Raw genomic sequence first — 11,624 nt, 5'->3', positions numbered from 1 at the left:
ACTTCTTTAGAAGTAGAGGTATAAAAATGTATATTTTGAGAAAGCTTTAGCCTAAGGTAGCAAAGCTATTTTAGGCACTTTTAAAGAGTTAGTAGTTAGAACCGAAGGGAATGGGTTTTGGGAGGATGTTTTACTGGAAAGGTTCTTATAGAGAGATTTAGAATAAAGGTGGTTTGGTGGTTTAGGGGCTGGAGGAGTTATGTGGAGAGTAATTGTTTTACTTGGGCTTATAGTCATTTTTTTGACGTCGTGTTCAAAGGCTTCTCTTAGGGATGAAGAAACGATTGTTTTGACTTTACCTCAGGAGCCTCAAACTTTAAATCCTGTTTCTGCTCTTGATCTGTATTCTTCAAGAGTGATAGGCTTTGTATATGATTCTCTTTTTGATGTTGATAAGGAACTAAATTTTGTTCCAAAGATTGTTGAGAAGTATGTAGTTTCTGAGGATTCTACATTGTTTAGGTTTAAGCTTAGGGAGGATGCTAGGTGGCATGACGGGATGCCGATAACTGCAGATGATGTAATATATACCTTTTCAATGATAACCAATCCGCTCTCAAGGGCTTTTAACAAGGTTGCTCAGTATAGAGATGTTGAATATGTAAGAAAGATAAGCACTTATGAATTTGAGGTGAAGTATTCTCGGCCTTACGCACCAGCTTTGGAGAGTTGGGCGATGACTCCGATACCTAAGCATATTTTTGAGAAGGAAGATTTTCATAATACGAGGTATAACTCGTTTCCGATAGGTAGTGGGCCTTACACTGTAAGAAAGATAGTTCCTGGGCAATATATAGTGCTTGAAAAGGTGACAAACTATTGGGACAGGAAGAAGGAACCTAAGATAAGAAGGGTTATATTCAAAATCATAAAGGATCCAACGGTTGAGTTTAACGCTCTTAAGGTTGGGGATACTGATCTTGCAGGGATAAGGCCTATTGATTGGGTGAATCAAGTGCAACAAGCTTGGTTTAAGAAAGAGTTTAATTCCTACAAATATCACACTCTGAGCATATCGCAGATTGCGTTGAACCTGAAGGATGAAATTCTTTCTGATAAGTTAGTAAGAAAGGCTCTTGCTCATTCAATAAACAAGGAGGAGATAAGGAAGAATGTTTACTTTGGTTTGGCGCTTCCTCTAAGTGGTCCTTTCCCTCCGAATAGCTGGGCTTATAACCCTGATGTGAAAGATTACGAGTTTTCTTTGGAAAAGGCATCCGAACTTTTGGATAGAGCAGGTTGGAGAGATACCGATGGTGATGGGATAAGGGATAAGGAGGGTAAGAAGCTTTCATTAGAACTTATTGTGTCCCAAGGTAGTGAGATAGGAATAAAAATAGGAGAGATTCTTAAAGAGACACTTAAGAAAATAGGAGTAGAGCTTAACATAAGAGTGATGGAGTGGTCAATGGTGACAAAAACAATTGATAGTAGAACTTTTCAAATGGTGATGTTTGGATGGCAGTTATCAATTGATCCAGATCCTTACGATCTTTGGCATTCGTCGCAAATTAAAGGAGGAATAAACTATGTAAGTTATGCTAATTCAGAAGTAGATAGGTTATGTGAGATGGGAAGGAGAATATTCAATAGAAGTGAGAGAAAGAAGCTTTATGCTAGGGTTCACAGGATAATAAACGAGGATCTACCGTATCTATTTCTGTTCTCAAGTGCATCTCTAGTTGGAGCAAACAAGAGGGTTAGAGGTATAGATCCTTCAACAGTGGGGATTTATTGGAACTTCCATACTTGGATGTTAGAAAGACCTTAGAGTCCGCTTTGGGGTATTCGCAAGGTGTGAATTTTCTAGTTACTGAGGGTTTGTAAATTCTGCTAGAAAGTCAGAAGGGATTCTTCCTAGACAGAGGTTTATGAAGGTAGGTATGAAGGGAAGTATAAGGAGACTATTGTTGTCTAGGAGAAATTCAGTGCCTATTTTGGAGCAGGTTAGTCTTTCAGAGAGTATTCACAGAAGGCTTCTCTTGACTGAATATTGGAAGAGTTCTAAAAGCGTGATGCTTTATGTGTCAATAGGTTCTGAGGTTATGACACTTAGGTTGGTAACGTATGTTCTGGAAGATGGTAAGGTTTTGATTTTGCCAAAGGTGAGAGGTAGGGAGATATTGCCTGTAGCGGTTACTTCAAAGTTCAAGCTCGTGAGTGGTTTTAGGGGAATACTTGAACCTGAGGGGGGAGAAGTTTTTGATAGTGTTATTGACATAGCTATTGTTCCTGTTGTGGGGTTTGATGAGAATGGTCATAGGCTTGGGTATGGAGGTGGCTTTTATGATAGATTTTTGGCGAAGAATTTAGAAAGGATAAAGCTAAAGGTAGGACTTGCGTATGAATGTCAAAAAGTCAACTTGCTACCCTATGAAGATCGTGATGTTAAGCTTGACTTGGTAATAACTGAGAATGGGGTATACAGTTTTTAGGCAGATTCTGGGATATGGGTGGATTAGTAGGAGTTAGATGTTTGATTTTGGAGTTTTCTGAGATTTATATTTTTCTTATGGAGGGGGACAATGGCTAATGAGAACGGGGGTAATAGTAAGGTTGGGATAGTTATTGGCACAAAAGAATCAACGCCCTGTGAGTTTTGGTTTGAGGTGTTTGGGGATAATCCTGTTTGTGTTGACGATATTGTAAAAGTTGAGAATTACGTAGAAAGGATTGGGAAGGTTAGCTTCTTTGGCGTTGTTGTTAACATTCTTAAGGGGTTTGAGGGAGTAGACTTCCATAGCTGGAATAAGGAGACACTTAGGGGTATAATTCCTTACCAAGTTTACCACATAGCGCATGTCAGGATAACGAGAATTGAGCCTGAGAGTAAACTAATACCTCCTGACCCTGGAAGTGAGGTATTTAGGGTAGTGAGCACCGAGGAGACTAGAAAGGCTATGAATATGGATGATAAGAAAAACTTACTACCTGCTGGTATTCTCAACAATGGTGAAGTTGCTTACATAAACTGGGAGTTTATTAACGGTCAAAAAGGAGCACATATCTCTATTTCAGGAATCTCAGGTATTGCTACGAAAACTTCTTACTCCCTATTCTTGATTCACTCAATGATGTATTGTAGAACCATAGATGAAAGGGAGAAGAGAAACTTAAGAGCTTTAGTATTCAGTGTTAAAGGTGAGGATTTGTTACACATAGACAAGGAGAGTAGAGAGTTTGATAACAATGCAAAATTGCAGTTTGAAAAGATGGGGTTAGAAACAACTCCGTTTAGAACCAAAGATATCAATTTCTACCTACCTCCTGATCCAGAAGATCCTAGTAGGCCTTTGACAAGTGAACGTCAGGATGAGAAAACTTGTATATATGGTTGGAGTCTGAAGGACTTTTTCAAAGAGAGACTAGTAGAATATATGTTTGACCAAGAGGAGAGAGAAAATGATAACTTTACCTATGTGTTAAATCACTTCTCAGATGTTATGAAGCGTGAAGCAGAGGAGTCTCCTGAGTGTAGAGTAGAAGTTAAAGTAGGTAATAAAGTGTTCAACTTAGTTTCTCTTTACGATGATGCTGAAACTCGGAAAGTGGTGGACAAAATTAAAAATTCTGAAAGGATAGATATCTCTCTTTCTCAGCTTCTGGAATTAACAGGGCAAGAAGATGAGAATTTGGGAGTGGATACCGAGGAGTTAAGGAGGTTTTTCTTTCCTTCTAAGGCTCAGCATCAAACGATTTCAAAGTTTATAAGGAAGTTTGCAGTATGTGCTAAGGATATTTCTTTTTTGGTCCGTATGAAAGAGTCTAAAAAAGTTGATTGGGAGTCAAAGAAAGTTACGGTTATAAGTATTTCAGATAAATTTCTCTCTTTTAGGGCGCAGAGATTTGTTGTGGGCAGTATTTTATCGGAGTTGTATTTTGGTGAGAAAACTCCAAAGTCAAAGGGATTAACGGTTTTTGTAATGTTGGACGAGCTTAACAAATATGCTCCTGCTGTAGGATTTAGTCCTATAAAGAATATACTTCTTGATATAGCTGAAAGGGGTAGAAGTTTAGGTATTATACTTATAGGGGCTCAGCAGATGGCAAGTGAGGTTGATCCGAGAATTATTTCCAATTCCAGTGTTAAGGTTAATGGTAGACTTGATTCTGCTGAGGTTGAGAATAGGGTTTATAGACATCTATCTAGCGAGTTTAGGGAGAAAGCAAAAAAGATAAGAAGTGGTACGATGATACTCTTCCAGCCAGATATTGAGGTTCCTCTTGTTATAAATTTTCCTAAACCTCCGTATGCAACAAGAAAAGAGGAAATAAAACCTTCAGAAACTGAGTTAAAGGAGATTGAAAGTAGTTTTGCCTAAGTGCCTAGCTAAGTTACTTTATTACCCTTTTTAGCAGTTGTATTGAGATAATTTTCCTCTCGTTGGTTATTTTGCTAAGTTTCCTTTCAAACCACTCCAGAAAGTCTAGTTTGACACTAGTGTCAACATCTTTTCCGGGTTTACTATCCTTAAGTAGGGATAGTATGAAAAACTTAGTTGTAGGTTCTATCTCTTTTTCTTCTTTGATATATGGTAATACTCCTTGAATTTTGAGGAGTAGTATTAAGAACTTGGAAAGGGTTAGGAAAGAGTCTTCTTCATTTTCAGACTCAATTAATTTTGAGAAGAATTTTATTGTGGTGTCATATAGTTCTTGGTCAAAGACTTCCTGTGGCACTACTAAATTGATGATTTCGGAGGCAATATTTGCACTGAAGAGTTTTAGGTAGTTATTTTTTAATTCGTCAAAGAAGTTTACCAGAACCTCAGCGTTCTCAAGAGAGGGTATTTTGTTAAGCCCTTGTGGGAATCTTACCCATCCTTGAATTACATTTGAGGTATTTGTTCTATTTGAGAATCTGCTTTTGAACCTGTTTGCTCCATAGGCCATTAGGTTATACTTTCCCAGTTCTGGTGAAAATACGACAACAACTTTATCTCCTTCGCTTACATCTTTAGTTCCTAGGACTATACCAGTTATTCTGCGAAATTTTTTGTTTCTCACATAGTTATATTATTTGATCACAGCGCTACTTAGTCAAGAACGAGGTTTACGGGGTTTTTTTACTTTTGTTTCTTAGCGGGAGTTTTAACTTTTTCAGGCTGTTTTGGTGTGGAAAGGTAGGTTTTTGCAAAGGTTTAGTAACTTAAGTTATCTAATATTGTCATTATAACAAATCCTAGCACAGCGCCTAAGGTTGGTATGTCTGTGTTTTCTGAGGATTGTGCTTCTGGTATTACTTCTTCAATTATCACGTAAAACATTGCTCCTGCTGATATTGCTAGACTTAGGGGGAAGAGTTGGGGAAAGCTTGCGATGATTAAAAAGCCTATAAACCCACCTACTACCTCTGTGAATCCAGAGAGTACTCCATATGCAAAACCTTGAAGTTTGGTCAGTCCTATGGTGACGAGTGTTGTGGAAATTGCAAGTCCCTCAGGGATGTTTTGTATTCCTATTCCAATGGCTACGGGTATTCCGCTGTATTCTGGTATAATTCCCGTACCACCAAGAGCTATTCCTACCGCAAATCCTTCGGGTATGTTGTGTAATGTCATAGCTAGATAGAGGAGTATCTTTTTTGTAAGTTTGGAATGAGTTCCTTCGGGCTTGACGGATCCGATGTGTAGGTGTGGAGTTAGAGTGTCAACTAACTTTATTAACAAGCTTCCGGCAATGAAAGCTCCACCTACTGTAAGCCAACTTGGGAGATGAAAGTAATCTGAGGTTTCCATTGCAGGGACTAAAAGAGACCAAATGCTTGATGCCAACATTATGCCCCCCGCTAGTCCTAACGAGAAATCAAATACCTTCTTATTTGATTTAGGGAAAGCAAAGACTAAGGACGACCCTATGTTGTTCATGGTCCAAGTGAACAATACACCCATTGCTACGAGAATAATTGGTTCTGTTGGCATACTTGTGTTTATTTTAATGAAGTCTACTCTTACGCTTTCCAGTAAATGAATTATGTTTCAACAAATTCCAATTTCGGTTGGTAACTAAGGCAAGATTCTAGGCTTTTGCCTATACTCTCTTTGGTTGAGGCTTGGTGTGAGATAAAGTTTTGTGACTGATAGACGCTATTTGGAGGCAATGGAAGTAGGTAGACTAAATGTTTAGAGTCTTGTTTTGCTTACCTAATGGAAATTGGAGTTTATTTGTGAATTTTTCTGTTATTGAATATGAGATTTGGTTTTTTTAAAATAGTGAGAGGAGGGTAGATATGAGGAGGTTGGTGTTTATTGTTGTTATTTCATTGGTTTTTGGAGCTCTAGGTTTCTCGCAAGAGCAAGTTGAGCCTGTGAGTGTTAGTGATAACAATGCCGAATGGTGGAGCACTTACTTTAGGGTAGATAAGTTGCCGGTGTGGCATAATTCTGTTGGTTATGAAATCTTTGTAAGAAGTTTTTATGATAGTAACGGCGATGGTATAGGTGACTTTAATGGTATTACTCAGAAATTGGATTACTTGAAGTTGCTTGGAGTGGACTATATATGGCTTATGCCTATACATCCCTCTAAGGAGTATCACGGGTATGATGTTCTAGATTACTATTCTGTGAATCCTCAGTATGGGACGATGGAGGATTTTGAGAATTTGCTAAAGGAGGCAAAGAAGAGGGGGATAAGAGTAATAATAGATTTTGTTTACAATCACACTTCTAGGCATCATCCATGGTTTGTGGACTCTGCAACTAATGAGAATTCTAAGTATAAGGACTGGTATGTGTGGAGTAAGGATCAGCCTGCTGGTGATTGGCCTAATCCGACAGGCCAGTCAAAACAGAGTGTGTGGAACAAGTTTGATTTTGTTACCAATGCTTATAGGTATGGATGGTTTTTCTACTCTGCTTTCAATTTCAACATTCCTGACTTGAATTTAGAGAATCCGGAGGTTGTTGCTGAACTTAAGAAGGTTGCTAAGTTTTGGCTTGATAAGGGGGTAGATGGGTTTAGAATAGATGCTGCTAGGTTTGCTATTGCGAAAGCACCTGATAGACAAGCTGATGTTCCGGAAACTATAGAGTTTTGGAAAGATTTTATGGGATATCTTAAAAAGACGAAGCCTGATGTATATGTGGTATCGGAGGTTTTTGCAGGTCCTGCGATAGTTGAGAAATACTACCAAGGAGGGAAAACATTTGATAATGCGTTTAACTTTGAATTTGCTACATCTTTTGTTCTTCCGCAGTTAGTTGCATCAAAATCTAAAACTGCTATTGGTGCTTTGAGTGGATGGTTTAACAATAAGCAATTTCCTATAACTTTTCTCTCACCATTCTTGTCAAACCACGATGTTGGCAGATTTGGTAGCAAAATAAGAAATGATGAAGCTTTAAAAATGGCAATAGCGATGCTTCTTACTACTCCTGGAGGTATGCCATTTCTCTACTATGGCGATGAAATTGGGTTACCCGATGATACTAAAGTTATGATAGGTGATGCAGAAAAAAGAAGCATAATGCTATGGGAAGTTACCAAATTTGGAGGGTTTACAACAGGCCCAAGGATATGGCATGCAAGGTATAATCCTGTTGAAACCAATTACTCTGTCAAAGCTCAGGAGCAGGTTTCAAACTCTATATTTAACTTCACTAGGTCCTTAATAGAGCTGAAAAAAGTGAAGACGAAAGCGTTCTCATCTTTTGGAGATTACAGGCAACTAACAACTTCAAAAGAGATTATAACAGCTTATGCTAGAAGGTATGATAATGACTATGCGATTGTTATTTACAATCTAAGCAAAAAGGATGAAATTGTCACAAAAGTTAGTATTCCTTTACCAAACGATATAAAACTAGTTGGCACTTTGAGTTCTCAAGGCAGTGATTTGAAAGCCTTTGGTGATACTTTGGTAAAGGATAAGCAAGCAGAGATATCACTTAAGCCAAGAGAAGTTGCTATAGTTTTGTTCTCACGCCCAGCTGAAGCAAAACCTCAACTTCAGCAAAAGGAAAAGAAATCTAAGTGATACTGAGTATTAAGATCAAAGGGAAATAGGTGAGCAAAAGCTCAAGATCTTGTCTAGCAAACTTGGTGGGTTAGACTTTGGCAGTTTTTGGTTAAGTTTGAATAATTTTGGAGTGTTTTATTATATTTTTAGGCATGTTGTGGGGAGAGTATGTTGGAATTCTTTGAGCAAGAGATTGGTAGAGTGCAAGCTGATTTTTGTGACTTAAGGTTTGAGTCTTTAGAGGGAACTCAGATATCTGTTTCTGAGACGGGGGTGGAGGAGGTTAGTGTAAAGAAGTCTTCTGGAGGAGCTGTTAGGGTTTTGGATAAGGGAGGTTTAGCCTTCTCTTCTTTTAATTCTCCTGAAAGAGTGAGAGATGTTTTAAAGTCAACGCAGATTTCTGCTAGAGTATTGGGAGCAAAATCCAATGTTGACATTGCTAGGTATTCTAAGGTTGAGGATAAGGTTCGCACTAAGTATGAGATAGATCCTTTCTCTGTTGCACTTGAAGATAAGGTTAATCTCTGTAAGGAATATGCTGGAATTCTTAAGAGTAGTTCCAAGGTAAGAAGTGTGAAGGTAAAGTATTTAGATTATAGTAAAAAGAAATTCTATGTAAACTCTGAGGGTAGTAGATTGGAGATGGAATTTGTCTACAGTGGTATAACACTGGTTGCGTATGCTGTAGATGGGAATAATGTGCAAAGGAGCTCAGAATCTGTTGCAAAATATGGAGGATTTGAGGTTGTCAAGAATTTTCATTCTTTAGCGGAGGAAGTTTCTAAAAGAGCTGTTGATCTTCTTTATGCTGAGCAAGTTTTTGGTGGTAAGTATGATGTGGTGATAGATCCTAGACTTACAGGTGTTTTTGTTCATGAGGCTTTTGGACATTTATCTGAGGCTGATCATGTGTATGGAAACCAAAGGCTTATGGAGGTTATGAAGATTGGAAGAAGGTTTGGTCCTGAGTTTCTAAATATAATAGATGATGGGAGTATTGATACCACTGTTGGGTATACTCCATACGATGATGAAGGAATTCCATCTCAGAGGACATATTTGGTTAGGAATGGTATTCTTAGTTCTAGGTTACATTCCAGACTTACCTCAAAGGTTATGGGAGAACCACTTTCGGGCAATGCTAGGGCACTGTCTTATGAATACTCTCCTATTGTTAGAATGACAAATACTTTCATTGATAATGGTGATACTCCTGTTGAGGAGTTGTTTGAGAGGTTAGGAAATGGGCTTTATGTTGTGGATTTTCTGGGAGGTCAGACTAACCTTGAGATGTTTACTTTCTCTGCTGCTTACGGATATAAGGTTGAGAACGGAAAGCCAACTAAGCTTGTAAGAGATATAACCCTGACGGGGAATGTTTTTGAAACTCTTAACAATATAGTTATGATAGGTAATGATCTTAAGTTGCACAGCACTATGGGAGGTTGCGGTAAAGCATCTCAGTCGCCTTTGCCCGTTGGTGATGGAGGGCCTCACATTCTCGTTAGAGATGTTTTAATTGGTGGTAAGGTTTAATATGAGAGATGAGATAAGTAGAATCATAAAGGAAGAACACATACCTATAAAGAAAGTAAACACGATAATTGGTGTAAACACTATTTTCAGGGGAAACTTTGTTGTTGAGGGACCTCTCAGGGTGGATGGTAATTATGAGGGAAATATAAAGTCTTTGGATTTGATAATAGTCGGTTCTAGCGGTAAGGTTAAGGGTGATATATTTGGTGAAACTGTAGTAGTTGGAGGGAAAGTGAAAGGTAATATTTTTGCGATTAGGGAAATAATCCTTCTTGGAACTTCTTCTGTGATTGGTGATCTCTCATCACAGAAGATTCTTATAGATGAAGGAGCAAGGTTTAAGGGTAGATTCAATAGAGTAGGTAAAGAGGAGATTATGGAAATATTTTCCGCGGAAGTAAGCCCTTATTTGGAGGAGGAGAGGAAGAAGTGGAGTTGGTAGTTAATTTTTCCACGAACTGGTCTCAAGAATTTTTGTTGTGATAACCAAGCTTAGAATTATCCAGAAGATGAAAAAGGTAACATCTTTTGTATCAATTATGCCTGTTAGAAAGTTTGAATAATGGTTTAGAAAAGAAATTTCTGAGAGGATATTTGATATTGTTTCGTCTGCAACTATTCCACTAAGAACATCTATAAACCACAGTAGGAAGATAAGAGCGAATCCTATTATTCCTGCAACCATCTGGTTTTGTGAAAGTGAAGACGCAAGAAGTCCAATAGATAGAAATGTGCTCATTGTCAAAACAAAACCAATGTATCCTGAGACAATTGTCCCAAAATCGGGTTTTCCGTAAACAGCCATGATTACTACATATACTGAAGTGAGGAGAAGACCGCTGAGGAATATGATAATGCTTGCCAGATATTTACCTACCACGATCTGGTATATGTGGATGGGTGATGTTTTAAGAAGTTCGTAGGTGCCTAGTTTTTTTTCTTCTGCAAGTAGTCTCATTGTCAGGATCGGGGATACAAACATTCCTGCTATTATCATATTGTTTAGCACTCTACTCATGTCTGAGATTCTGGTATAGGAGATATAAAAGTGGAATAGGTATCCGGATATTACTAGAAATGCAAGCATTGCTATGTATGCAACTGGTGTTGTAAAATAGACTATGAGCTCTTTTTTCAAAACATACCAAATCTTTCTCATAGCTTTTATACCATTTCTATTATCATTAAAGCATCTTCTGATTTTACAATTTCTGCGTTGTTTTTCAGTATTTTTACAATTTTTCCTGAGACGGGAGATTTGATTTCATTCATCACTTTCATTGCTTCAACGATGCAAAGGGTTTGTCCAGCGTTTACGTGGTCTCCTTCTTTGACAAAGGGTTCGGCTCCGGGGGAAGGTGCTCTGTAGAATGTTCCGTTTATTGGGGATTTGACTTTATGGTATTTAGTTTCATCTGCGAAGGGGTCTTGTTGGGTTTTAGTAGGTTCAGGTGAGATAGAGGGTTGTTGTCTTGGAGCTTGTAGAGGTTGTTGGGGCTGTTGGGTTATAGGAGTTGGAGGAACTACTTGTTGTATGTTCAGTCCGGGAGTAATTATGGGAGAAGAATATGACTTAGTTCCTTTTGAAAATTTTACACACAGTTCTTCTGTTTCTATCAGTAACTCCTCTAGTTGGTTATCGTGAAATAACTCTGCGAGCTTCCTTATCTCTTTTATGGGTAGTTGCTTGTTTTCGTTCATACTGCACCTCTGGTAATAAAATGATATACAATTACCCTACTAAAGTTCAAAATCATGTAAAGGCGGTGAGTCGTTTGAAGTTGCTGGTACCAATAAAGTCTAAATTTTTTTGTGAGGAGATTCTAATGTTGATGGGATTGAGGATGAGAATAGAGGTTTATGGACACCTAAAAGTATTAACCATACCTACGTAACTTCAAATTCTGGAATTTATTGGGGTTTAGTGGAAGATTGAATTTGGGTTGGTTGTGGTTTTATAATAATGCTATAGAGGGCGGTTAGCTCAGTTGGTTAGAGCGCCACTTTGACGCAGTGGAGGCCAGAGGTTCGAATCCTCTACCGCCCAAGGTCGGGATGTAGCGCAGCCTGGTAGCGCACACCCTTGGGGTGGGTGGGGTCGCTGGTTCAAATCCAGTCATCCCGACAT

Annotated in this window: 10 protein-coding genes and 2 tRNA genes; 8 read left to right on the top strand and 4 right to left on the bottom strand. The window is 38.4% G+C overall.

Annotated elements, in window-relative coordinates:
* The first annotated feature begins 199 nt into the window (after positions 1 to 199).
* The 3 genes from ABDH28_03840 (at position 200) to ABDH28_03830 (ending at position 4,322) form a co-directional block, all read left to right on the top strand.
* Entirely contained in the window at positions 200 to 1,771 is a 1,572-nt protein-coding gene (locus ABDH28_03840; protein MEN2998149.1) for a peptide-binding protein, read from the top strand.
* A gap of 112 nt (positions 1,772 to 1,883) precedes the next feature.
* Entirely contained in the window at positions 1,884 to 2,435 is a 552-nt protein-coding gene (locus tag ABDH28_03835) for a 5-formyltetrahydrofolate cyclo-ligase (GenBank protein ID MEN2998148.1), read from the top strand.
* A 90-nt stretch (positions 2,436 to 2,525) separates the two neighbouring features.
* Positions 2,526 to 4,322 carry an ATP-binding protein gene (locus ABDH28_03830; protein MEN2998147.1) on the top strand — a complete coding sequence of 599 codons (1,797 nt, stop codon included), beginning with the start codon at positions 2,526 to 2,528 and terminating at the stop codon, positions 4,320 to 4,322.
* 13 nt (positions 4,323 to 4,335) lie between these two features.
* On the opposite strand, the gene recO is transcribed toward ABDH28_03830, so the two are convergent.
* A complete protein-coding gene (gene recO, locus ABDH28_03825) occupies positions 4,336 to 5,007 on the bottom strand; it encodes a DNA repair protein RecO (protein ID MEN2998146.1) in 672 nt (223 codons plus the stop codon).
* 134 nt (positions 5,008 to 5,141) lie between these two features.
* Positions 5,142 to 5,921 carry a ZIP family metal transporter gene (locus ABDH28_03820; protein MEN2998145.1) on the bottom strand — a complete coding sequence of 260 codons (780 nt, stop codon included), beginning with the start codon at positions 5,919 to 5,921 and terminating at the stop codon, positions 5,142 to 5,144.
* Between the two features lie 308 nt (positions 5,922 to 6,229).
* Between ABDH28_03820 and ABDH28_03815 the strand changes: the two genes are divergently transcribed.
* The 3 genes from ABDH28_03815 to ABDH28_03805 all read left to right on the top strand — a co-directional run bounded on the left by ABDH28_03815 (position 6,230) and on the right by ABDH28_03805 (position 9,938).
* Complete coding sequence (locus ABDH28_03815; protein ID MEN2998144.1) at positions 6,230 to 7,978, top strand: alpha-amylase family glycosyl hydrolase; 1,749 nt, start codon at positions 6,230 to 6,232, stop codon at positions 7,976 to 7,978.
* A 150-nt stretch (positions 7,979 to 8,128) separates the two neighbouring features.
* Positions 8,129 to 9,496 carry a TldD/PmbA family protein gene (locus ABDH28_03810; GenBank protein MEN2998143.1) on the top strand — a complete coding sequence of 456 codons (1,368 nt, stop codon included), beginning with the start codon at positions 8,129 to 8,131 and terminating at the stop codon, positions 9,494 to 9,496.
* Between the two features lies 1 nt (position 9,497).
* Positions 9,498 to 9,938 (top strand): polymer-forming cytoskeletal protein, encoded by a 441-nt coding sequence (locus ABDH28_03805; protein ID MEN2998142.1) that lies wholly within the window; start codon positions 9,498 to 9,500, stop codon positions 9,936 to 9,938.
* Here the strand turns inward: ABDH28_03805 and ABDH28_03800 are convergent, their stop codons facing one another.
* Positions 9,939 to 10,655, bottom strand: coding sequence for an ABC transporter permease subunit (locus ABDH28_03800; GenBank protein ID MEN2998141.1), 717 nt, complete (start codon positions 10,653 to 10,655; stop codon positions 9,939 to 9,941).
* 5 nt (positions 10,656 to 10,660) lie between these two features.
* On the bottom strand, positions 10,661 to 11,197 hold the full coding sequence (gene accB / locus ABDH28_03795) for an acetyl-CoA carboxylase biotin carboxyl carrier protein (GenBank protein ID MEN2998140.1): 537 nt from the start codon (positions 11,195 to 11,197) through the stop codon (positions 10,661 to 10,663).
* Between the two features lie 272 nt (positions 11,198 to 11,469).
* Here accB and ABDH28_03790 point away from each other — a divergent pair.
* Together ABDH28_03790 and ABDH28_03785 are read left to right on the top strand one after the other, a co-directional pair.
* Positions 11,470 to 11,543, top strand: a tRNA-Val gene (locus ABDH28_03790).
* A 4-nt stretch (positions 11,544 to 11,547) separates the two neighbouring features.
* A tRNA-Pro gene (locus tag ABDH28_03785) sits at positions 11,548 to 11,621 on the top strand.
* Positions 11,622 to 11,624 lie beyond the last annotated feature (3 nt).

The sequence above is a fragment of the Brevinematia bacterium genome, assembly GCA_039630355.1.
In the GTDB taxonomy this organism is placed as follows: Bacteria; Spirochaetota; Brevinematia; order DTOW01; family DTOW01; genus SKYB106.
This window is presented reverse-complemented; position numbering and strand designations above follow the sequence as displayed.

Excerpts from the sequence above, each read along its gene's own strand:
- ABDH28_03840 (MEN2998149.1), top strand. The coding sequence starts at position 200 with ATGTGGAGAGTAATTGTTTTACTTGGGCTTATAGTCATTTTTTTGACG.
- ABDH28_03835 (MEN2998148.1), top strand. The coding sequence starts at position 1,884 with ATGAAGGGAAGTATAAGGAGACTATTGTTGTCTAGGAGAAATTCAGTG.
- ABDH28_03830 (MEN2998147.1), top strand. The coding sequence starts at position 2,526 with ATGGCTAATGAGAACGGGGGTAATAGTAAGGTTGGGATAGTTATTGGC.
- ABDH28_03820 (MEN2998145.1), bottom strand. The coding sequence starts at position 5,921 with ATGCCAACAGAACCAATTATTCTCGTAGCAATGGGTGTATTGTTCACT.
- ABDH28_03815 (MEN2998144.1), top strand. The coding sequence starts at position 6,230 with ATGAGGAGGTTGGTGTTTATTGTTGTTATTTCATTGGTTTTTGGAGCT.
- ABDH28_03810 (MEN2998143.1), top strand. The coding sequence starts at position 8,129 with ATGTTGGAATTCTTTGAGCAAGAGATTGGTAGAGTGCAAGCTGATTTT.
- ABDH28_03805 (MEN2998142.1), top strand. The coding sequence starts at position 9,498 with ATGAGAGATGAGATAAGTAGAATCATAAAGGAAGAACACATACCTATA.
- ABDH28_03800 (MEN2998141.1), bottom strand. The coding sequence starts at position 10,655 with ATGAGAAAGATTTGGTATGTTTTGAAAAAAGAGCTCATAGTCTATTTT.
- accB (MEN2998140.1), bottom strand. The coding sequence starts at position 11,197 with ATGAACGAAAACAAGCAACTACCCATAAAAGAGATAAGGAAGCTCGCA.